The sequence below is a fragment of the Flavobacterium terrae genome (assembly GCF_900142035.1).
GTDB classification, from domain to species: domain Bacteria; phylum Bacteroidota; class Bacteroidia; order Flavobacteriales; family Flavobacteriaceae; genus Flavobacterium; species Flavobacterium terrae.
On the sequence record NZ_FQZI01000001.1, the window covers coordinates 198,785 to 221,331 of the forward strand.

17 protein-coding genes are annotated in these 22,547 nt (G+C 32.8%); 10 read left to right on the plus strand and 7 right to left on the minus strand.

Annotation, left to right across the window (positions count from 1 at the left end):
- Window positions 1–14: 14 nt before the first annotated feature.
- The 4 genes from BUC09_RS00900 to BUC09_RS00915 form a co-directional block, all read right to left on the minus strand.
- On the minus strand, window positions 15–2,789 hold the full coding sequence (locus tag BUC09_RS00900; RefSeq protein ID WP_073307774.1) for a TonB-dependent receptor: 2,775 nt from the start codon (window positions 2,787–2,789) through the stop codon (window positions 15–17).
- 204 nt (window positions 2,790–2,993) lie between these two features.
- A complete protein-coding gene (glmS, locus tag BUC09_RS00905; protein ID WP_073307776.1) occupies window positions 2,994–4,841 on the minus strand; it encodes a glutamine--fructose-6-phosphate transaminase (isomerizing) in 1,848 nt (615 codons plus the stop codon).
- Between the two features lie 10 nt (window positions 4,842–4,851).
- Window positions 4,852–6,444 (minus strand): BamH family beta-barrel-assembly machinery protein, encoded by a 1,593-nt coding sequence (locus BUC09_RS00910; RefSeq protein WP_159432925.1) that lies wholly within the window; start codon window positions 6,442–6,444, stop codon window positions 4,852–4,854.
- Between the two features lie 46 nt (window positions 6,445–6,490).
- Window positions 6,491–7,300, minus strand: coding sequence for a glycogen/starch synthase (locus BUC09_RS00915; protein WP_073307780.1), 810 nt, complete (start codon window positions 7,298–7,300; stop codon window positions 6,491–6,493).
- 106 nt (window positions 7,301–7,406) lie between these two features.
- Here BUC09_RS00915 and panC point away from each other — a divergent pair, with 106 nt between their 5' ends.
- From panC to BUC09_RS00950, 7 genes are read left to right on the plus strand one after another with little or no spacing between them, the layout of a single operon-like run.
- Window positions 7,407–8,255 (plus strand): pantoate--beta-alanine ligase, encoded by an 849-nt coding sequence (gene panC / locus BUC09_RS00920; protein ID WP_073307782.1) that lies wholly within the window; start codon window positions 7,407–7,409, stop codon window positions 8,253–8,255.
- Between the two features lie 14 nt (window positions 8,256–8,269).
- Window positions 8,270–8,620, plus strand: coding sequence for an aspartate 1-decarboxylase (panD, locus tag BUC09_RS00925; protein ID WP_073307784.1), 351 nt, complete (start codon window positions 8,270–8,272; stop codon window positions 8,618–8,620).
- Window positions 8,621–8,622: 2 nt separating this feature from the next.
- A complete protein-coding gene (locus BUC09_RS00930; protein ID WP_073307786.1) occupies window positions 8,623–9,585 on the plus strand; it encodes a lysylphosphatidylglycerol synthase transmembrane domain-containing protein in 963 nt (320 codons plus the stop codon).
- Window positions 9,586–9,634: 49 nt separating this feature from the next.
- Window positions 9,635–10,903 (plus strand): alpha/beta hydrolase, encoded by a 1,269-nt coding sequence (locus BUC09_RS00935; RefSeq protein WP_073307788.1) that lies wholly within the window; start codon window positions 9,635–9,637, stop codon window positions 10,901–10,903.
- An 18-nt stretch (window positions 10,904–10,921) separates the two neighbouring features.
- The gene (gene radA / locus BUC09_RS00940) at window positions 10,922–12,283 is read left to right on the plus strand and encodes a DNA repair protein RadA (protein ID WP_073307790.1); all 1,362 of its coding nucleotides are present in this window, start codon (window positions 10,922–10,924) and stop codon (window positions 12,281–12,283) included.
- A 3-nt stretch (window positions 12,284–12,286) separates the two neighbouring features.
- A complete protein-coding gene (locus tag BUC09_RS00945; RefSeq protein ID WP_073307792.1) occupies window positions 12,287–12,799 on the plus strand; it encodes a hypothetical protein in 513 nt (170 codons plus the stop codon).
- 22 nt (window positions 12,800–12,821) lie between these two features.
- Window positions 12,822–14,786: a transglycosylase domain-containing protein gene (locus BUC09_RS00950; RefSeq protein WP_073307794.1), complete on the plus strand. Its 1,965-nt coding sequence runs from the start codon at window positions 12,822–12,824 to the stop codon at window positions 14,784–14,786.
- Here BUC09_RS00950 and BUC09_RS00955 read toward each other — a convergent pair whose 3' ends face one another.
- Both BUC09_RS00955 and BUC09_RS00960 read right to left on the minus strand, forming a co-directional pair.
- Window positions 14,787–15,536: a LytR/AlgR family response regulator transcription factor gene (locus BUC09_RS00955; RefSeq protein ID WP_073307796.1), complete on the minus strand. Its 750-nt coding sequence runs from the start codon at window positions 15,534–15,536 to the stop codon at window positions 14,787–14,789.
- Entirely contained in the window at window positions 15,533–17,359 is a 1,827-nt protein-coding gene (locus BUC09_RS00960; protein WP_073307798.1) for a tetratricopeptide repeat-containing sensor histidine kinase, read from the minus strand. The genes BUC09_RS00955 and BUC09_RS00960 overlap by 4 nt, the downstream gene beginning before the upstream one ends.
- A gap of 151 nt (window positions 17,360–17,510) precedes the next feature.
- Here BUC09_RS00960 and BUC09_RS00965 point away from each other — a divergent pair, with 151 nt between their 5' ends.
- The 3 genes from BUC09_RS00965 to BUC09_RS00975 all read left to right on the plus strand — a co-directional run bounded on the left by BUC09_RS00965 (window position 17,511) and on the right by BUC09_RS00975 (window position 21,457).
- Window positions 17,511–18,833 (plus strand): prenyltransferase/squalene oxidase repeat-containing protein, encoded by a 1,323-nt coding sequence (locus BUC09_RS00965; protein ID WP_073307800.1) that lies wholly within the window; start codon window positions 17,511–17,513, stop codon window positions 18,831–18,833.
- Between the two features lie 17 nt (window positions 18,834–18,850).
- Window positions 18,851–20,008: a vWA domain-containing protein gene (locus tag BUC09_RS00970; RefSeq protein WP_073307802.1), complete on the plus strand. Its 1,158-nt coding sequence runs from the start codon at window positions 18,851–18,853 to the stop codon at window positions 20,006–20,008.
- Window positions 20,009–20,083: 75 nt separating this feature from the next.
- Window positions 20,084–21,457: a PQQ-dependent sugar dehydrogenase gene (locus tag BUC09_RS00975; protein ID WP_073307804.1), complete on the plus strand. Its 1,374-nt coding sequence runs from the start codon at window positions 20,084–20,086 to the stop codon at window positions 21,455–21,457.
- A 6-nt stretch (window positions 21,458–21,463) separates the two neighbouring features.
- Here the strand turns inward: BUC09_RS00975 and BUC09_RS00980 are convergent, their stop codons facing one another.
- A complete protein-coding gene (locus BUC09_RS00980; protein WP_073307806.1) occupies window positions 21,464–22,501 on the minus strand; it encodes an aldo/keto reductase in 1,038 nt (345 codons plus the stop codon).
- Window positions 22,502–22,547 lie beyond the last annotated feature (46 nt).

Genomic DNA, 22,547 nt, shown 5'->3' on the forward strand with positions numbered 1-22,547 from the left:
GAATTAAACCTTAATTATGGATTAATTGTCCAAGAAGCATAATATTGTTGACCAACATTACCTGCTCCCGGCACTTGAATATAGTCTTTACCACCTATATTAGCACCACCAACTTTAACTACTGATCTTAAGAAAGGAATTGTATAGTTAATTTGAGCATCAAAAACAACGTTTTCAGGAACCATAGCATCTACAAATGAAGACTGCCATAAATATTCTGTATTCCATCTTACGTTAGTATTAAATCCAAAATTTTTAAACAATTTGTCGCTACCAAAACTTCCTTTAACTCTGTGTTTTGGAGTATTGAAGCCAGGTTCAAAACTTGGATCTGAAGCCTCATCAAATTGAAAATCTGAATAATTATAACTTGCACCTAAGTCAAATTTACCAACTTTTCTATTCAAACCAATACCAAAGCCCAGTGACGTGATATCAGCTTTAGAATTAGTATATACTTGATAAACCCTTCTGTCACCACTTGCTAAGGCAGCAATTGCTTGCGGAGTTCCTACTTCCCCGTAATAAGGAGCAATAACATTTGCAGTATTAATAAAGTCCTTATACATATTGTAGTAACCATTGATATCAATACCTGTTTTCTCGAAGTTAGTTCTATATCCAACTTCAAATGCTTGCACTTTTTCAGGTTTCACCAATCCATATGTTGATTTTTCTAATAAACTAGCATCTCCTGTTGCAGAAAAAGCCTGAACAGACGCAGAAGTAAATGAATTATAGTAAGCATTATTACCATTTAAAGTATAATCTGAACCATTTGAAGCAGTAACCGTTTCTGAAAAACGAACTAAATTTTCAGGAGCTGATCCGATTAATGCAAATGGACCTAAATCTAAACCAATATATTGATCTTGAGTAGTTGGATTTCTAAAACCAGTTTGGTAAGAAACACGCAAGTTGTGTTGTTTATCCGCACCAGCTGCATAAGTCAATGAAGCTCTTGGAGAGAAATTTCCATCAAAATTTTTAGACTTATCATATCTTATTGATCCAGTAAATTTAAGCCTATCCTCCATCATTTTCTTTTGCAATTGAGTATACATCCCATATTCGCTATATCTCAATGGCTTGTCAAAATCTGTAAATATTGTTCCTTCAGAATTCATAACATACTCTCTCATTGAACCACCCACCTGAATTTCAGCAAATTGAATCAAATCCTTAAAGTTATAATTAACATCTGTGTGATATAATTTTGACTGATCAACAAACTTAGCACCTGATGTAAAATCAGAATTTCTAATCACTGAAGCTAAAGCAGCGTTATATTCAGGAGAACCTGGCAAGTATCTGCCCGTATCAGCAGTAGTTCTAGCAATTTTATGAGCATTTTCAGGAGTTTGACCAGCTAAAGTAGCTTGTATATATGCCCCAGCATATTGTCCAAACCAATTCTGGTCTGACTTCCAAGCACGATTAACATTCCAAGCAGCAAAACGCATGTCATAAGAATTCCCAGCATCTTCAGTAGTCATATAACCACGAACAAAGAAATTTCTAGATTTAACCTCTAACTTTGTTTGGTCCATATAGAAATTTTTCAAAAAATATCTGTTTGCTCCTTGATAAATAGTATTTCCAGTACCCAATTTATGTTGAGCTATAATCTCGATATCTTTTGCAAAGTTACTTTCTGAAGTTGCCCAAGGACGGAAATGTAATGAAGCATCAAACTTAACACTCTCAACTTTATTACTATTTAAATCTTGCTCAGCATAACCAGTTCTTGCAACATTGTAATTTGGTAATAAATTTACAGCAGCAGCAGGAATAAGTCCTAAATTAGCCAGAGACTGACCAACACTTTTAATATTAGTCGAAACTTCATCACCATAGGTATTCAAACCATCATAATTAGGATTAAAATCTAATCCTGAATTATTCTGTGTTAAATCTCTTCTATCATTAGCAATCCATTCTGTAGCAGAAAGCACTGAAAAATTTGCTTTTGCAGCAAAATGATCCGTAAATTTTTTAGCAGCTCTAATACCAAAGTCATAAACAGGGTTATCCCCAGCAGTTTCTTGAACTGTTCTTCCATATTTAAAATATGTAGAAATTCCTTCCTTAGCAAAAGGACTTCTACTATTCATAAAAACAATTCCATTAAATGCATTAGCTCCATATAAAGCCGAAGAAGCACCAGGTAAAATTTCAACACTTCCTGCATCAACATCATTCAAACCCAACAAGTTTCCTAAAATGAAGTTCAATGCTGGCGAAGAATTGTCCATACCATCCACCAACTGCATAAAACGAGTGTTTGCAACTGTAGCAAAGCCACGCGTATTAAGTGATTTAAATGAAAAACTACTTGTATTAAAATGAACATCTTTTAAATTTTCAAGTCCATCATAAAAAGTTGCAGCTGTAGTGTTTTTGATTTCCTTAGGCCCCATTCTCTCAATTGTAACTGGTGATTCTAAGACTCTCTCTGGAGCTCTAGAAGCAGAAACAACAATTTCATTTAAAGATGTAGATTCTTCAGAAAGAACAACTACTATTTCTTGTTCTTTTGAAGAAACTTCAAGGGTTTGCGCACTGTAGCCCATCATAGACACCTCGATTGTAAAAGGAAAAGCCGCACTTGTTTTAAGTGTAAATTTTCCATCAAAGCCACAAGACGTCCCTGTGGACGCTCCTACAACTTTAACATTTGCACCAGCAACTGGCTGCGAATTTGCATCAGTCACTGATCCTGAAATTGTATTTTGCGCAAAAGTTAAGGCACAAAAAAACAATGACAAAATAGTAAAATACATTCTCATTCTTTTGAATTTTGTTGGTTTATAAAGCCAATGTACAATAATTTTTGATATAAATAAAAAAAGGCTTAAAAAAATTGGCCATCATTAATTTTAATCCTTTTTTTTGTCAATTCACCGATTTTTAAACAAAATATATGTCACAAAACAGAATAAAAAAAGCACAAGAATTCTTGTGCTTTTTTTATTCTGTTTTCATAATGAGTTTTACTCTACAGTAACTGATTTTGCCAAGTTTCTTGGCTGATCAACATTACAACCTCTCATCACAGCAATATGATAAGATAATAATTGAAGTGGAATTGTCGTCAACAATGGTGATAATGCATCTGAAGTCTCAGGAACTTCAATCACATGATCAGCGAGAGCTCTTACTTGTTCATCTCCTTTTGTAACAACTGCAATAATTTTACCACTTCTCGATTTAATTTCTTGAATATTACTTACAACTTTATCATAATGACCCTGCTTAGGCGCAATAACAACCACAGGCATTTGTTCATCAATCAAAGCTATCGGACCATGCTTCATTTCTGCAGCAGGATAACCTTCAGCATGAATATATGATATCTCTTTTAATTTTAAAGCACCTTCTAAAGCAACTGGAAAATTATATCCTCTTCCTAAATACAAACAATTTTGAGCGTCTTTATAAACAGATGCAATTTGTTTTGTAACCTCATTTGTTTGAAGCGCTTCTTGTACTTTTTCTGGAATCATTTCTAATTCTGATAAATACCTATGATAATCAGAATTTGACAAAGTCCCTTTAAGTTTAGCCAAACGTAGAGCAATCATTGTAAGAACCGTAATTTGTGTTGTAAATGCTTTTGTTGAAGCCACCCCAATCTCAGGACCTGCATGAGTATAGGCTCCCGCATGAGTCTCTCTTGAAATTGAAGACCCAACAACATTACAAACCCCAAACACAAAAGCTCCTTTTTCTTTAGCTAACTTAATTGCTGCTAAAGTATCAGCCGTTTCTCCTGATTGAGAAATCGCTATTAAAACATCTTTATCATTAATGATTGGATTTCGATATCTAAATTCAGAAGCATACTCAACTTCAACTGGAATTCTGGCAAATTCTTCAAAAATATATTCAGCTACTAAACCAGCATGCCATGAAGTACCACAAGCAACAATCAAAATACGTTGAGCATTTGAAAAACGCTCAATATTATCATCAATACCGGCCATTTTAATAAGACCCTCATTTGCATGTAAACGCCCTCTATAAGTATCTTTAATTACACTAGGCTGTTCATAAATTTCCTTCATCATAAAATGATCGTATCCCCCTTTTTCAATTTGCTCTAAGTTCATTTGTAACTCTTGAACATAAGGGTCAACTAATGAATCATCTTTGATTTTACGAATTTTAAGAGGTTTATGCAATCTTATAATCGCCATTTCTTCATCTTCAAGATATATAGCATTTGCGGTATACTCTATAAATGGTGATGCATCTGAAGCAACAAAAAATTCGTTTTCTCCCAAACCAATAGCCAGAGGACTTCCTAAACGTGCTACTACAATTTCGTCTGGGTTATTTTTATCAAAAACACAAATAGCATAAGCACCTACAACTTGATTTAATGCAATTTGAACTGCTTTACCGAGTTTAATATTTTCTTTTTTCTGTACTTCTTCAATAAGATTAATCAAAACCTCAGTGTCAGTGTCAGACTTAAATTCATATCCTCTATTTATTAATTCTTTTTTTAACGGCTCATAGTTTTCTATAATTCCATTGTGAACAATAACCAAATTACCTGAATTTGAAACATGTGGATGAGAGTTAACATCATTAGGAACCCCATGAGTTGCCCATCTAGTGTGTCCTATCCCTATGGTTCCGTTAAAAGTAATTTCTTTAGCAGCTCTTTCTTCAAGGTCCGAGACTTTGCCCTTTGTTTTAGAAAGTTTTAAATCCTTACCATCATAAAGCACAACTCCTGCACTATCATAACCTCTATACTCTAAACGCTTAAGCCCTTTGATTACAATCGGATAAGCCTCTCTATGTCCTATATAACCTACTATTCCACACATAAATTATAATTTAATTAGGTTTTGTATAATAAATCTCAAACTTAACTTTTTTATCTGGATCAAGACTTGAATCAGTTCCGAACAATACTACACCATTTGGACTAACAACTGAACCAGAAGGAATTTTATCAAACTCTTTAACAAATCCTGAAGGCAATGCTGGTAATGTGAATTTATTTTTTAAAGCTAGATTTGAAACATTATTTATACTTTCTGTAACAACCAACCCCAACCTAACATTTTCTTTATCATAATCACTTGAAGCTAAAACTCTTCTTATATGATCAGTAATCCTAATTCTATATTTTTTTACTCCTTGATCGTCTTTATATAGAATACCTCCAAAAATAAATTTGTTTATTTTTGGATTAGTCGAAACGGATGTCGGATCAATTGAGTAATCATACAAAACTTTGTCATTATTTGCATCAAAAAGATAAATTCTATTTGGATTTCCAAGCGAAGAATCTACTGTAAAATAAAGACTTGCATCGTTTATTAAAACTTTTTTATCTCTTAATTGCTGCAATTCAGTTCCTGAAAATAGCTCAATAAAAGCCATAGAGCCCTGACCACCTTTTAAATAAATTCTAGAATCACCACTTGGTATAGAAACATTATTTTCAAATAGATTAACCATTTGCCCTGACATATTTAAAACAAGTTCTTTCATTTCTAACTCTGGATTAGCAGAAGTGTCATTGTCTGTCTTATGCTGCTTGTAGTATATAGTCACATTACCTTTTGCAAAATCAAGCATCATTGATGTATAATTAGCACCTATTTGTTCAACTTGAAAATACAAACCTTTAAAATATGATCTAAAATTAGAATTATTTGTAAAAAATTGTTTAGTACCAAGATTAGTCTCGTCCCTAGCAGCATCTAAAATAGCCGTTTTAAAATAATTTTTATCCAATTTTAGGCGCATTCTAGGATTACTTCTAGACTGCACATTTTCGTTAGTTTTTGGCATCATATTTAAATCACCATCCACTTTAAACCTAACATACTCTTTTTTATCAGGAACAAACTGATCATTTTGCTTAACATCAGGATCATTATTAAGTACATTATCTACTATATTACTTGAAAACTTACTATTGTCATCCGAATAATACTTTTTTGCAGTTGCAAAATCTTCATTAGGATCATAACTATTAAGAGTGTATCCATTTCTATAAACCTTCAACTTTATAGCATCAAACTCTTGATCTACAGTATTAGAAGTATAGATAGAATCTAAATCATATTTCCCCCAACCATTAGAATCTGTAGATAATTTAGTACTAAAATATGGCACGGTTAAAACAACACTATCAACTTGAACTCCAGAATGAATTTCAGGTTCAAAATCAGACAAAGCAAGCTGTGTTGCAAAATGATTTTTTGTTACTTCATTCGGCCCTCCAAACAATGAATTATCAATAACTCCTAATTGGTGAATGTAAAGTCCATTTGTTTGTACTGGACCAGTAATTTGATTTGATGACTTAATTGATAATGGACCTGTATACTTTTCAAATAAAAAATTTTCATTTCCTACAATATCTGATCCAATTGAATTGTAATCCTTATCACAAGAAACTATAAATAAAGCCATAAAAGCAACAGCTAGGCCCTTAAAAAAAATGGTATTCGTCATTAGTTTAACCTAAAATTTGATTTTTATAAAACTCAGTATACGCTTCCGCAAACGTATCTTTCGAGGCGAAAGGTAAAAAAGGTTTTTTTGAAGCTTCTATAAATTTTGTTAAATTTGAAGAAATGTCTTCTGATGCAATCACCACACCATCTGAATGATTGATTGATGCCATCATTATATTTTCGAAAGTTGGATTATCCAATTCTTGAACAGCTTCTTGAGGCACCCCATCAAATTGAACTTTTTTACCCATTTCTAAATCTAGAGTTCCATCAAAAGACTGACTAAAGACTGAAGTAACAATCTTAGTATCTGCAAATAAAGCCTCGTCTTTGTAGTAATGTTTCATGTAAATTGGCAACATTGCAGCTAACCAACCATGAACATGAATAATATCTGGAACCCAGTTTAATTTTTTAACCGTTTCAACTACTCCTTTTGCAAAAAAGATTGCTCTTTCATCATTATCAGGATAAAGCACCCCTTCTTCATCAGTAAACGTTGCTTTTCTCTTGAAATACTCATCATTATCGATAAAATACACCTGAATTCTTTCCTTTGGAATCGAAGCTACTTTAATAATCAACGGCATATCTACATCATTCACCACCAAATTCATTCCAGAAAGCCTAATCACTTCGTGTAATTGATGTCTTCTTTCATTTACATTACCATATCTTGGCATAAAAATTCTTATTTGCCCACCACGATCATTAATCATTTTTGGCACATCATAAGACATCAAAGAAACCTCATTTTCAGCAAGATAGGGCACTACTTCGGATGATACATACAAAATCCTTTTATCCTCCATGTTATTTTTTTGTTTTGTTTATTGGACACAAATCCATGCAAAATTACAAAAAATTACGAAGATATTGACGAAAATAGTAAGTTTGCATGGAATTTAATGATTACACATGACCGTTTTTGTCAAACAAAATGAGCTAAAAGATTATTTAAAATCCTTCTGGGATGAAAAAAAATCTATTGGTTTCGTGCCAACAATGGGTGCCCTACACCAAGGACATCTTTCACTAATGAGTGAGTCACTCAAAAAGAACTCCTTAACTGTAGTGAGCATTTTTGTTAATCCAACTCAGTTTAACAATCCTGAGGATTTGAAAAAATACCCAAGAACTCTTGACTCTGACGTAGAAAAAATAAAAAATCTAGATTCAAATATAATTGTCTATGCACCAACCGTTGATGACATCTACGAAGGAAAAACAGAATCGACATCTTTCAAGTATGACGGCCTAGAGTTTCAAATGGAAGGGAAACATCGTCCTGGACATTTTGATGGCGTAGGAACAATAGTGAAAAAGTTATTTGAAATTGTACAACCCAACAACGCTTACTTTGGTGAGAAAGATTTTCAGCAGTTACAAATTGTAAAAAAACTAGTTGAAAAATATAAAATTCCAGTAAAAATAAATGGCTGTAAAATTCATCGCGAAGCAAATGGACTAGCAATGAGTTCACGCAATGAAAGACTTTCAAACGAAGAACGTTCTAAAGCATCATTTATTTTTAAAACCATTTCTGAAGCAGCAAAACTTTTTTCTAAAAAAAGCGCTCAAGAAGTTAGTAATTGGGTAAACGACCAATTCAAAAAACAAAATACATTTGAGCTTGAATATTTTGAAATTGCAGACGAAGCAACTTTAATTGAATGCAAGAGAAAAAATAAAAACAAAAAATACCGAGCGTTTATAGCAGTTTTTGTAAACAATATTAGATTGATTGATAACATTTCCCTAAAATAATATAACTTTGCAACATGCGAATTCAGGTAGTAAAATCTAAAATACACAGAGTTAGAGTAACTGGCGCCGATTTGAATTACATCGGTAGTATAACTATTGACGAGGCTCTGATGGAAGCTTCAAATATTTTTGAAGGCGAGAAAGTATCAATTGTAAATATTAATAACGGTGAGCGTTTAGAAACCTATGCTATAACAGGACCAAGAAATAGTGGAGAAATAACACTTAATGGACCTGCAGCTCGAAAAGTTCATAAAGACGACATCATTATTATTATTGCTTACGGAAGTATTGATATGGAAGAGGCTAAAAACTTCAAACCCTCTATTATTTTCCCTAACGAAAAAGACAATTCGTTAAGATAATCGTGAAGAATAAAATAAGTTCTTACGCCAGTGTCATAATTCCAATTCTTTTAGGAGCTGGCTTAACTTATTACACATACAATTCTTTTTCTGATCAGCAAATTGCTCAGATGAAGAGTTATTTTATAACTGCTAATTACAACTACGTCCTTGTATCACTAGGAATAGCCATTTTAGGATGTGTGTTCAGAGCATACAGATGGAAATACACATTAACAGAAATAGGCACAGTTCCTGATTTCAAACTAAATTTTGTAGCAGTATGTATTGGCTATTTTGTTAATTTAACCATTCCAAGATCCGGTGAAGTTTCAAGAGCCCTAATTCTTAAAAGATATAGAGACAAACCTTTTGACAAAGTTTTTGGAACAATTATAGCAGAAAGAATAGTTGATTTAATATTCTTGTTACTTTTTGTTTTTACAGCATTAACTTTAGAATTCAAAACCCTTAAAAGCTTTTTATTACTTTACATTCCTGTAGAAAAATTAGGCTGGTTATTGTTTTTTGGATTCATAGGATTCATAACTTTTATTTTGATTTACAAATATTCAAAATGGAAGTTTGTTTTACTTTTAAAGTCAAAAGTAGAAGGTTTAAAAGAAGGTATTTTTAGTGTGCTGAATATGCCTAACAAATGGAGATTTTTATTCTTTACACTACTGATTTGGTTGTCTTATGTATTAATGTTTTACATAACAGTTTTTGCACTTGAAGCCACAAGCCATATTAGCATTGGAACCATAATTGTTGCTTTTGTAATAGGCGGTTTAACTATGTCATTTACAAATGGGGGCTTTGGTTTTTTCCCTGTATTAATAGCTAAAATCTTATTCCTCTACAACATACCTTTAGAGGCAGGAAATGCTTTTGGATGGATTATATGGACGTCTCAATTGCTTATTACAATCCTTCTGGGCGTTTTTGCCTTTTTAGTTTTACCAATCGTAGGGAAAAAGAAATAAATTAGTATCTTGGTCGTTAAATACAGTCAAAGACTAATTTATTTTTATTATGAAAAATGCACTTTACCTACTAGTACTTTTCTTTTCATTTTCAGTATTTGCACAAACAACTGAAAGTTTTCGTTCAGCAAAAATGGGAGGAAATAGAGACATAAGAGTAAAACTTCCCGCTTCTTACGAAAAAAATACCGAGAAAAAATATCCTTTAATTTTAGTTTTAGACAGCGAATTTTTATTTGATCCTTTTGCAGGAAACTTATCATACGCAAATTACTGGGATGATGTTCCTGAAGTTATATTAGTTGGTGTAAACCAAAATAAAAACAACGAACGTGAAGATGATTCTGACACGGATCCTAAAACTGGTTTACCTGGAGGAAAAGGAGCTGCTTTTTTTGAATTTATAGGAACTGAACTACTTCCATATTTAGAGACTAAATATAGAGTTGCCCCTTTCAAAGTGATTGCTGGTCTAGATTTAACTGCTGGATTTTTAAACACCTATTTATACAAAGATACTCCTATATTTCAAGGATATATTTCTTTTAGCCCTGAACTATATACAAATATGGAAACCAGAATTCCGCAACGTTTAGCAGCTGCAAAAGAACCAATTTTTTACTACCATGCAACAGCCGAAGGCGATTTAAAAAAAATGAGAACTCGTATCAATGCGTTGAACGAAAACATGAAGGCGGTAAAAAACGAGTTAGTAAACTACAAATTTGAAGAATTCAAAGGCGGATCTCACTATTCTATTCCAACTAACGGAATCCCGAGTGCTTTATATCAATTTTTTGAAGTATACAGACCAATTTCATCTATCGAATACCAAGAAAAAATTGCTCCTCTAAAAGAAGGTTTTGTTGTGTATTTAAACAAGAAATATGAAATGATAGAAAAAGCATTGGGTATAAAAATGAATGTTCGTATAAACGATTTCAAAGCCATCGAGACTGCTATCATTAAAAATGAGGCTTGGAATGAATATGAAGAATTAGCACAAATTTCTGGACAACAGTATGAAAAAACCATGTTATACGATTATCACATGGGGAATTATTGGGAAAAAAGAAAAGAAATAAAAAGAGCAATTAAATGCTATCAAGATGGATTTACTAAACAAGAAATTGCTGGCCTAACAAAAGACATGATGATGAATAAAGCCGAGGATTTGAAAGCTTTATTACCTAAAAAAGAAAAACTTAAAGGAGGAAAAGCCAAAGATGTAGTTACTGAAGAAGCTCCAGCAGAAGAAACACCAGCGACTGACACTCCAGTGGAAGAAACCCCAACAGAAGAGAAAAAACCAGAATAATTTCGAGATAAATTTTAAATGGCTAAAATAAAAACCTCTTTCTTTTGTCAGAGTTGTGGTACTCAATTTGCAAAATGGCAAGGTCAATGTACAGCTTGTAAAGAATGGAATACCATAGTTGAAGAAATTATTCAAAAAGAAGAAAAAACTGCCTGGAAATCTGAACCATCAGCTGTAAAAAAAGCAGCTAAACCTTTACGTATTCATGAAATTGATTCTACAGAAGAAATTAGAATAAATACCACCGACGATGAATTAAATCGAGTGTTGGGAGGAGGTTTAGTTCCCGGTTCTTTAACCCTTTTAGGCGGTGAGCCTGGAATTGGAAAAAGTACATTATTACTTCAGATTTCCTTAAAATTGCCTTACAAAACCTTATACGTTTCAGGAGAAGAAAGTCAGAAGCAAATAAAAATGCGTGCTGAACGTATCACTCCAGATGGTGATAACTGTTATATTCTAACCGAAACCAAAACACAAAATATTTTCAGACAAATTGAAGAAATTGAACCCGAAATTGTAATTATCGATTCTATTCAAACCTTACAAACTGATTATATAGAGTCATCAGCAGGAAGCATTTCTCAAATTAGAGAATGTACTGCTGAATTAATCAAATTTGCTAAAGAAACTAACACACCAGTAATCTTAATTGGACATATCACAAAAGATGGAAACATTGCTGGTCCAAAGATTTTGGAGCACATGGTCGATACCGTTTTACAATTTGAAGGTGATAGAAATCATGTGTACCGAATTTTACGTTCCCTAAAAAATCGTTTTGGTTCAACTGCCGAATTAGGGATTTACGAAATGCAAGGCTCAGGATTGAGAGAAGTATCTAATCCTTCGGAAATTTTGATTTCCCATAAAGAAGAAGAATTATCAGGAACAGCAATTGCTACAACTCTTGAAGGTATGCGCCCCTTAATGATAGAAATTCAAGCATTAGTTTCAACTGCAGTATATGGAACTCCGCAACGTAGCACAACTGGTTACAATGCTAAGCGATTAAACATGATTTTGGCAGTATTAGAAAAACGTGCTGGTTTTCGTTTAGGAGCTAAAGACGTATTTTTAAATGTGACTGGAGGTATTTCAGTAGATGATCCTGCAATTGATTTGGCTGTTGTTGCGGCTATTCTATCTTCTAACGAAGATATTCCAGTGGGTAAAGATTTTTGTTTTGCTGGTGAAGTTGGTCTTTCTGGAGAAATTCGGCCTGTTAATAGAATCGAACAACGCATTCAAGAAGCCGAAAAATTAGGTTTTTCAACAGTTTTCATCTCAAAATACAATAAAATTTCTACTAAATTTCCTGGAATAAAGGTGGTTTTAGTAAGCAAAATTGAAGAAGTGGTTAGTGAATTGTTTGGTTAATCTATGAAACCTTACTCTGAAATATTACAACTTGTACAATCCTACCACGAACTAGGAGAAACCATTGCTGCAGCAAATTTAGTTATAGAAGAATACGGAATCAAACATCCAAATTTTAAAAACTTTGAGCTTCGCGAAAAAGCAAAACCAGAATACATTTTAATGACCACCGAAGGTGCTTTTGGACAACCCAACATTATTCGTATTCCTGAAAATACTTTTGAGTTTGAGTTTGTGTTGATGCTTAATTTAATTGCTCACGAAATGATTCATATTGGTCAAAAAGCCGTGGGTAATTTCGTCGTAGACAGAAACGAAAGGGAATGGCAAGCCTATTATGAGATGTTATTTCATAAAACTTACCCTCAAGTTCCTGATGTTCCAAGCTACCAACAAAAATTTTTTGCCAACAAAGCGTTAGACTATTACAATAAAATGGGTAAAGATTCTGTTTTACAAGAAAAATATGCTCATCAGAAAAAAGAAGTAGAAGATTTTGTAGCTTCGCTTCCATAAATCATCCCAAATTTTATTACCAATGAGAACCAAAAAACAATGGTTTTTTCTGATTCTTAAAATAGTTATTATACTAATTATAGTGCTTATCGGAAGTGTTTATTTCTTCCGAGATACTCTTTTGCAACAAGCTTTAGATAAGGCAAAAAATAAATTCAACACAGAATATAACTCGGATTTTAATGTTGGTAGCGCTAAATTTTTAGGCACTACTGGAGTTGAATTGAACAATATAACGCTAATTCCACATGAAGCAGACACTCTTTTATCTGTTCAAAAAATAAAGACCGAAGTAAGTTTACTTCAATTACTTACTGGAGATGTTCAATTGAATAATTTAGAAATGCAAAATGGTTTTATTCAATTGGTTAAAAATGAAAACGGAAAAAACTTTGATGCTTTTTTAAAGAAAGAAAAAAACGAAGAAAAAACCAATGACAAAAGAGATTATGCAAAGCTTGTCAATAGAATTTTAAACAAGTTACTGAACCTAGTCCCTGCTCAAATGAATTTGACAAACTTATCCCTTCGTATTAACGATATGGATAAAAAAGTGCAATTTCATATGGATGATTTAAAATTAGTAAACAATGAACTTGACACACAAATCAAGGTTACTACGAATACTTTTTCTCAAAACTGGAACATAAAAGGATATGCCAATCCAAGAGATAAAAAAGCGGATTTATTATTTGCTTCAGGCGATACTTCAAAAATCCAAGTTCCTTATATAGATGAAAGATTTGGTTTGAAATCCAGCTTTGATAAAATTCGCCTTAAATTAGACAACCTCGATATGTCTTTTGGCAAACTACACATTGATGGTGTAGCATCTATTGAGAACTTCACAATCAATCATCCAAAAATTGCCAAGAAAGATGTAGTTATCAAAAACGCTCAGTTTGATTACAGATTCTTACTAGGAAGTGATTTTATAGCTATTGATAGTACTTCGGAAGCTCAACTTAATAAAATAAAAGTAAAACCCTATTTAGAGTATAATACTGAGGAAGATACTGTTTACTCGCTAAAACTGAATATCGACACCATGAAAGCGCAAGATTTTATTACTTCGCTTCCAGATGGTCTATTCTCTCATTTTGTAGGTATGGAAGCCGAAGGTGAATTTGATTACAAGCTCAATTTTCAATTCAATAAAAACAAGCCAAATAAACTTATTTTTGATAGTAAATTCAACAAACACAACTTACGAATTGTAAAATATGGAGATGCAAATCTTGAGAAACTAAATACAGAATTCACTTATCGAGCAATCGAAAACGGAGTGCTTCAAAGGCCTATTTTTGTGGGCGCTTCTAATCCAAATTTCACACCGTTAGAGTTAATTTCACCTTATCTGAAACACGCCGTTCTTACAAACGAAGACCCTTCGTTTATGCGCCATCGTGGTTTTATTTCGGAAGCATTTAAACAATCTATAGCGAAAAACATTCGTACCAAAAAGTTCTCCCGTGGTGCTAGTACCATCAGTATGCAATTGGTGAAAAACGTATTCTTAACTCGCGAAAAAACTTTATCAAGAAAGCTGGAAGAAATCTTATTAGTTTATATTCTTGAAAATAACCGAATTGCTTCTAAAGAACGTATGCTTGAAGTATACTTTAATGTAATTGAATGGGGGCCTAATGTTTACGGAATTGGGGAAGCTGCCGAATTTTACTTCCAGAAAAAACCTATCGATTTGACTTTGAACGAATGTTTGTACTTAGCTTCAATTGTGCCAAAACCTAAGAAGTTTATGTATCAATTTAACGAAGAAGGGAATCAAAAATCATATGCTGAAAAAAACCAGAAGTTTATTAAAAACCTAATGCTTCGCAGGGGATTAATTACTAGTGACGATACTATTGGACAATCAATACCAATTTATGTTTCAGGAAGAGCTCGTTCATACTTACGTATTAAAGTTGTACAAGACACAATTGCAATAGACTCCACAGCTTCGGTAAGTGATTTTGATTTTTAATTATTTAAAATTCTTTAAAAACTGTTCTTTGTAAGTGGGAGAAACTTCAATTTCTGCGGCATCATTTAGTACTACATATCCACCTTTGTTGTAAGACTTAACATAATTGATGTTGATGATATGAGATTTGTGTACACGTAAAAAAGGGAAAGGTAAAATTTCCGTGAAATGTTTTAGGAAACGGCAGACCATTTTTTTACTACCATCGGCCAAATGTAAATCAGTGAAATTTCCATTACCGCGAAGCCTTACAATGTCTTCCATTTTTACCACTTCAAAACCTTCAAGTGTAGGCAAAATTACTTGCTTTTTTTCAGGTTGAGTCTCTCGAAAATTTTCAACTATAATCTTATTTCTATTAAATAATTCGTGATTTAGAATATGTTGTTGCACTTTATTTACTGCTACGATCAATTCTTCAATACTAATTGGCTTAAGCAAATAATAAGCCGCACTTTGGTTTAACGCTTTTAATGAATATTCAGAAAAAGCAGTGACAAAAATAGTTTCAAAATGTAAATCCTTACAAGCTTCCAACACATCAAAAGCATTGCCAAATGGCATTTCGACATCCAAAAAAACCAATTGAGGTGTTACTTCATGTAACAATGGAACCGCTTCTTTTATATTTTGAGCCTCCCCTATTACCTCAACCATTGGACAGTACTTGCTTAGATAATTTTTAAGCACTTCTCGTGCAGCAATTTCATCTTCAACAATAACTGCTTGTATTTTTTGAAATGTCATCATACTTTTTCAATCTTAGGGAATACAATTTTTACTACTGTTCCTGTTTCTCCGCTATTTTTTTCAGTAATAGAAAAAGAAATATTGGTTTTGTACAATTCATTCAAAAGATTTATACGCTCTTTGGTATTGGTAACTCCACGCGACTGATGTACTTTTTGATTTCGGGTTTTAAGTTCGGCACTTTGTGTTAATCCAATTCCGTTGTCATCCACAATCACCGAAATTTCTCCTCTATTCAATTCAAACTTCAGCAATAAAAGTCCTTTGGTTTCACGATAACGTAAACCGTGCCAGATTGCATTTTCAAGATGAGGCTGAATTAACATATTAGGCACTAAAACCACTTCGGTATCTAAAGCATCATCTATCAATATTTCATAATCAAATTTATCCTGAAAACGAAGATGTTCTAAATCCAAATACTTTTTAAGCTGTTCTGTTTCATTACTTAAACTAATAAAATCTTTGTTTGAATTCTCCATCATGTTACGCATTAAATGTGAGTATGACGAAAGATATTTATTGGCTTCTAATTCTTTATTCTGTGAAATAAACTGGTTCACACTATTCAAACTATTGAAAATAAAATGAGGATTCATTTCCCTACGCAACGATTGCAACGCAATTTCTTTGTTTTTAGTTTTAATAGAATATAAAGCCTTTACAATAAAACCTACCAAAAGCAACAACAAAGCAGAAATCCCAATTAGGAAATAATTAAAAGTGTTTTTCTTCGAAATTAACTCGTCTTTTAATTGTTTTTCTTTTTCAAGTTGTTTGATTCTGTCCTCGGTAACCTGAAAAGTTTTTTCATCAATCAGTGTGCTATCTTTTTTTATCAATTGGTCAAAATTCTTAAAAAAGTCTTCATACAAAGCCATGCTTTCTTTTTGTTTTCCATTCGACTTATAGTACTCAAGTAATTGCTTTAAACTACTTTTAACCTCATCTGTTTTACCATAATGTGATGCTAAACTATAGGCCTTTTTTAAAGAAGCTACCGCATTTTCAGGTTCTTCCTTTTTAAAATATATTGTGCTTAATGATTGTAATTGTTTAATCTGTGTGTCAAAATCATTTTGCTTAACAGCATCATCCAATAACTTTTGATTAATTGTAATGGCTTTATCAAACTGATTATCGGCAGCATATACTTTTGCAATTTCGTTCTTTAGCTTTACCACTTCTTCGGGTTTATCTTTAGAATAATTAATTGCTTTTGTAAAATTCAAAATGGCATCTTCACTATTACGCTGTACCAAACTAGCTTCAGCTTGTTGCTTATAGGCCTCGGCAACTTCTTCTTTTTTATCTTCTTTTTCTAACAATCGAACGTTCGATTTGGAATATTCCATTTGTGCAGCTGGATTATCAACATTTCGTAAACGATTAGCATCGTTTTTATTGATTAGTTCAGCATCTTTATCATTTGATGCAGCACCTGCCATTTCATAACTTTTAATAGCTGCATTTACTTTATTTTGTGATTCCTGTACTTTAGCTAGACTTCTAGCTACTCTGGTTTTATCACTATTTAAGTTTAGTTTAGTATAACTTGCCAAAGCTTTCTTAAGATACTCTTCAGCTTTTGCAAAATCTTGTTTATTTGAAAATCCTTTAGCTAAAGTTTCATAATTCTTAGCAATCTTTAATTCATTGTTGGAGTCTAGTGATTCTTTTAAGTCATCTGCAGCCTTGCTAATTTTTACTGGATATGCTTTTTTGCTTTTATACTTTGGCACAATACTATCTTGTTGTGCTACCATTTCAAATTGAAACCCTAACACAAAAACAACAGTCCAAAACATCCAACTTACTCGCATCTTCTTTGTAAATATTTGACAATGTAAAGAAACTATTTTAAAAAATGCTATCAAAACGGTTTCACCAAGTCAACTCCCTCTTTCACCCATTCTGCAAAAAACGTGCAATTTCTTAGAATAATTTTGAGGTATAATCTTAAAACGAAAAGCTATGAAAACCGGAAAACTTTTAATTGCAATAGGAAGCACCTTGTTACTTTCAGGAATAGTCCTTACAGCAAAAACTAATACTGAAAAACGATTAATTTCTAGATATGAAAAACAAACTCCAGTAAAAAAACCAACTACTGAAGAAAAACCTTGTGTGTTCATGTCTGTAATGGGAGAACAATCTGTAGAAAATCAATCCGTAAATAAAACAGACGCTAAAGTAAAAATTGCCATTGATAAAGGAGAAGCATGGCTAGGCAAAGCCCAAAATCAAGATGGCGGATGGGGCGCAGGATCACATTCTAATCAAGGTGAAATGAATCCGCACGCAGTGAGTTCTGATCCTGCAACAACAGCTATGGCTTCAATGGCTTTGTATCGCATGGGTTATTCAATAAATTCAGGAAAATACAAACAAGAATTATCTAATGCTCTTCAATATTTACTTAATGAGGTTGAAAAAAACAAAGACAATGAATTTATCACCCAAATAAGAGGTACACAAATTCAAACCAAACTAGGACAAAACATTGATGCGGTTTTAACACTACAATTTCTAAATCAAATCATACCAACTATTACAGATCAAAAATTGGCTAAGAAAGTTGAAGATGCCATTCAAATATGTGTCGATAAAATAGAAAAATCCTATGACGGAAATGGAAAAGTTTCAGGAGCTGGTTGGGCTGGTGTATTACAATCTTCTTTTGCTAATTCAGGGTTAGAACAGGCGTCAAAAAACAAAAATATTAAAGTGAACAAAGACAAAATTGATGCTGCAAGAAAATACCAAAAAGACAATTACGATACCGAAAGAAATACAGCAAAAACCGAAGATGGTGCAGGTGTTATGTTGTACGCAGTAAGTAGCTCAGTTAGGGGAAGTGCTGCTGAAGCAAAAGAAGCAGAAGATTTACTTGAAAATGCAAAAGCTTCAGGAAAAATTGACAAAAAAGCGGTCATGAATAAAGAAAACCTTGAAAAAATAGGTGTTTCAAAAGAGAAAGCTTCTTCATATGATGTGGCGACCAAAGTTTATAAAGCAGCAAAAACGCAAGCAATGGATAACAATGTTATGAATGGTTTTGGAAATAACGGAGGTGAAGAGTTTCTTAGTTTCTTACAAACTGGAGAGTCTATGATGGTTAAAAAAGATGACGATTGGAAAAATTGGTACGATAATGTAAGTGGAAAAATGATAAAAATCCAAAATGATAATGGCAGCTGGAATGGTCATCATTGTATTACAAGCCCAGTATTTTGTACTGCAACTAGCTTACTTATTTTAACCATAGAAAACGACATTAAAAGCTTTCAACAATAATTTTAAAAATATATATTATGAAAACTCAACTTATATTATCAGCAACATTATTAGCAACTTCATTATCATTTGCATCTTGCAATTCATCAACTGCAAAACCAAAAGAACCTAAGAAAACAGAGGTTGCAAACGAAACTACAAAAATTCAAGTAGCTCTTTTACTAGATACGTCAAACAGCATGGACGGATTGATAGAACAAGCAAAATCCCGTTTATGGAATATTGTAAATACTCTAACCACTTTAAAATACAATGGAAAAACACCAGATATCGAAATTGGTTTATATGAATATGGTAACGATGCCCTTTCTGCACAAGCAAATTATATCAGACAAGTTGCACCATTAACAACCGATTTGGATTTAATTTCTGAAAAATTATTTTCTTTAAGAACCAATGGAGGTTCAGAATACTGTGGCGCAGTGATATCAGATGCTACACGACAATTATCTTGGGGCAAAGACAACAACAATATGAAATTGATCTACATTGCTGGGAACGAACCTTTCAATCAAGGCAATATTAATTATAAAGAAGCCATAAGTGATGCTTTACGAAATGACATCTATGTAAATACTATTTTCTGTGGAGATCAAATGGAAGGAATTAGAACATTTTGGAGAGATGGTGCCGATGCAGGTAAAGGAAAATACTTTAATATCGATTCTAATAGAGCTGTTCATTATATAGTAACGCCTTATGATGTTAGAATTTCAGAATGTAATGTTTTAATGAATGACACTTATATTGGTTACGGAAGCATGGGTTATGAAAAGAAAATGAATCAAGCAACACAAGATTCTAACGCAAAAGGGGTTTCTTCGGCTAATTATGCCGAAAGAGCAGTAAGCAAATCAAAAGTTGCATACAAAAATGAAAGTTGGGATTTAGTTGACAGAGCTAAAAAAGACAAAGATGTGGTTGCTAAACTAAGAAAGGAAGAATTACCAAAAGAGTTGCAAAACAAATCGAAGGAAGAAATTCAGGCATATGTAGATAAAAAATCAAAAGAACGTGAAGTTCTTCAGAAAGAAATTACCGAATTAGGCAAAAAACGTCAAGCTTATATCGATGAGGAAATGAAGAAAACAAAATCTCAAGACGATCTAGGAAATGCCATAAACACCTCTATCATTGGCTTTGCTAAAACGAAAGGCTACTCAGTAGAAAAATAATTTGGTTTTATAAGAATTTCCCGACTTTTATGTCGGGATTTTTTATAACTTTATAACAATCAAACAATTACAACCATGAGATTTTTATACCTACTTATTGCCTTAGTCTTTATACAATTTGAAAGTAAATCACAAACTGGTACTATTGCTTTACAAAGTTTTGGAACAGGATTTGCCTCTCCTGTAGATATTGAAAACTGTGGTGATAGCAGATTATTTGTTGTTGAACAAGATGGGTTAATTAGAATTTTAAACAGCAATGGAACAATAAATCCAACTCCTTTCTTAAACATTACCTCATTGACAAATCAAAGTGGTGAACAAGGTTTACTTGGTCTTGCTTTTCATCCTAATTACAGTACAAATGGTTTGTTTTACATCAACTATACTAATACAAGTGGCAATACTGTAATCGCTCGTTATTCTGTTAATTCAGGAAATCCAAACATAGCAAATACAACAGGAACAATTTTACTCACAGTGAATCAACCATTCACCAACCATAATGGAGGTACATTAAAATTTGGTTCTGATGGTTATTTATATATTGGCATGGGAGATGGTGGTAGTGGTGGAGACCCCGGCAATAGAGCACAAAACATCAATGAGTTACTGGGAAAAATGCTTCGAATCGATGTTAATTCTGGAAGTCCTTACGGAATTCCACCTACTAATCCGTATGTTGGAATAGCTGGTGCTGATGAGATTTGGGCAATAGGTTTACGAAATCCTTGGAAGTTCTCTTTTGATAGACAAACAGGAGATTTGTGGATTGCTGATGTAGGCCAAAATCAATACGAAGAAGTAAATAGAGCAACAGCATCTGAAAGTGGTTTGAATTATGGTTGGCGTTGTTATGAAGGTAATACTGCATACAATACAGCGGGTTGTGCTGCGCAATCAACAATGAAATCGCCTTTATTTACAACGAACCACACCAATGGTTTTTGTTCTATCACTGGAGGATATGTTTACCGAGGCACACAATACCCGAATTTTCAAGGAAAATATTTCTTTTCTGATTATTGCAAAGCTCAAATTGGGTCAAGTGACGGCTTAGGAAATGTTTCTTTTTCGGCAACATTTAGTGGTAATAATTTTGTGTCTTTTGGAGAAGATGTAAATGGTGAATTGTATGTAGCATCAATAAACGGAACTATTTACAAATTAATAGATAGTTCTTTAAGTGTTACAGAGAACAGTCTAACTTCTGTTAAAGTTTATCCTAATCCAGTTACTAATGAATTATATATTAGTAATTCAGACATTGCAAATCCAATTCGCAATATTGAAATTCTTGACCTACAAGGCAAATCAATTCTGAAAGAAACCAATAAGAGCCAACCCATTACCTATGTAAACACAAATCATCTATCGAATGGTTTGTACTTTTTAAAAATAACCAATGATTCTGGCTCACATTTTATCCATAAATTAATTAAGGAATAAATAACTTTATGGTGCTGGATTAGGTATTAGTTCCTGAATTTTTTCAATTTGATTCAGCACATCATCTGTTAATCTAACATCGAAGGCATTAATATTTTCTTCTAATTGATCTAGAGAAGTAGCTCCAATAATGGTTGAAGTCACAAATTTTTGATGATGCACAAAAGCAAGTGCCATTTCTGTTAATGTCAATCCTAAACTATGCGCTAAGTCTTGGTACATTTTGGTCACTTTGTAGCAATTTTCATTAGTGTAACGCACAAAATTCGGGAAAGTCCCCATACGTGAATTGGTTGGTGTTTCATTTAAATATTTACCTGTTAAGAAGCCAAAGGCCAAAGGAGAATAAGCTAATAAACCCACATTTTCTCGCATACATATTTCAGATAAACCAACCTCAAATAACCTATTAAGTAATGAATATGGATTTTGTATTGTAGCAATTCTAGGTAAATTATGTTTTTCTGCTTCGTTTAGAAACTTCATTACACCCCAAGGGTTTTCATTAGAAACACCTATATGCTTAATTTTACCATCTTTAATTAAACCATCAAAAACAGTCAAAACTTCAAAGATATTTTCTTGCCAATTAGCATCAATATCCGAAATACCTCTTTTCCCAAACATATTCATAACCCTTTCAGGCCAGTGCATCTGATATAAATCAATACAATCTATTTGAAGGTTTTTTAAACTTAATTCAACAGCTTCATGGATGCTTTTCTTAGAAAAATCTAAAGGCTTTCTAATATAACCCATACCTCGATTTGGTCCAGCAATTTTGGTTGCAACAACCATTTTATCTCTTTTATGTTTATTTTTAGCTAACCAAGTTCCAATAAATCTTTCGGTACTCCCAAAAATATGTTCATTCCCTCCTATTGGATACATTTCTGCCGTATCTAAAAAGTTAATACCTCTCTCAAAAGCATAGTCAAGTTGTAGGTGTGCTTCAACTTCAGAATTTTGATTTCCAAAAGTCATTGTTCCTAAACAGATTTCACTAACTTCAAGATTAGTATTGGGCAGAATTATATTTTTCATGAGGGAATTTTTAGACTTTGCAAATTTAAGGAGTTTCATTTAATAA

What these genes read in the sequence shown, in the direction of transcription:
- BUC09_RS00900 (WP_073307774.1), bottom strand. Translation starts at nt 2,789, where the DNA reads ATGAGAATGTATTTTACTATTTTGTCATTGTTTTTTTGTGCCTTAACT.
- glmS (WP_073307776.1), bottom strand. Translation starts at nt 4,841, where the DNA reads ATGTGTGGAATAGTAGGTTATATAGGACATAGAGAGGCTTATCCGATT.
- BUC09_RS00910 (WP_159432925.1), bottom strand. Translation starts at nt 6,444, where the DNA reads ATGGCTTTATTTATAGTTTCTTGTGATAAGGATTACAATTCAATTGGA.
- BUC09_RS00915 (WP_073307780.1), bottom strand. Translation starts at nt 7,300, where the DNA reads ATGGAGGATAAAAGGATTTTGTATGTATCATCCGAAGTAGTGCCCTAT.
- panC (WP_073307782.1), top strand. Translation starts at nt 7,407, where the DNA reads ATGACCGTTTTTGTCAAACAAAATGAGCTAAAAGATTATTTAAAATCC.
- panD (WP_073307784.1), top strand. Translation starts at nt 8,270, where the DNA reads ATGCGAATTCAGGTAGTAAAATCTAAAATACACAGAGTTAGAGTAACT.
- BUC09_RS00935 (WP_073307788.1), top strand. Translation starts at nt 9,635, where the DNA reads ATGAAAAATGCACTTTACCTACTAGTACTTTTCTTTTCATTTTCAGTA.
- radA (WP_073307790.1), top strand. Translation starts at nt 10,922, where the DNA reads ATGGCTAAAATAAAAACCTCTTTCTTTTGTCAGAGTTGTGGTACTCAA.
- BUC09_RS00945 (WP_073307792.1), top strand. Translation starts at nt 12,287, where the DNA reads ATGAAACCTTACTCTGAAATATTACAACTTGTACAATCCTACCACGAA.
- BUC09_RS00950 (WP_073307794.1), top strand. Translation starts at nt 12,822, where the DNA reads ATGAGAACCAAAAAACAATGGTTTTTTCTGATTCTTAAAATAGTTATT.
- BUC09_RS00955 (WP_073307796.1), bottom strand. Translation starts at nt 15,536, where the DNA reads ATGATGACATTTCAAAAAATACAAGCAGTTATTGTTGAAGATGAAATT.
- BUC09_RS00960 (WP_073307798.1), bottom strand. Translation starts at nt 17,359, where the DNA reads ATGCGAGTAAGTTGGATGTTTTGGACTGTTGTTTTTGTGTTAGGGTTT.
- BUC09_RS00965 (WP_073307800.1), top strand. Translation starts at nt 17,511, where the DNA reads ATGAAAACCGGAAAACTTTTAATTGCAATAGGAAGCACCTTGTTACTT.
- BUC09_RS00970 (WP_073307802.1), top strand. Translation starts at nt 18,851, where the DNA reads ATGAAAACTCAACTTATATTATCAGCAACATTATTAGCAACTTCATTA.
- BUC09_RS00975 (WP_073307804.1), top strand. Translation starts at nt 20,084, where the DNA reads ATGAGATTTTTATACCTACTTATTGCCTTAGTCTTTATACAATTTGAA.
- BUC09_RS00980 (WP_073307806.1), bottom strand. Translation starts at nt 22,501, where the DNA reads ATGAAAAATATAATTCTGCCCAATACTAATCTTGAAGTTAGTGAAATC.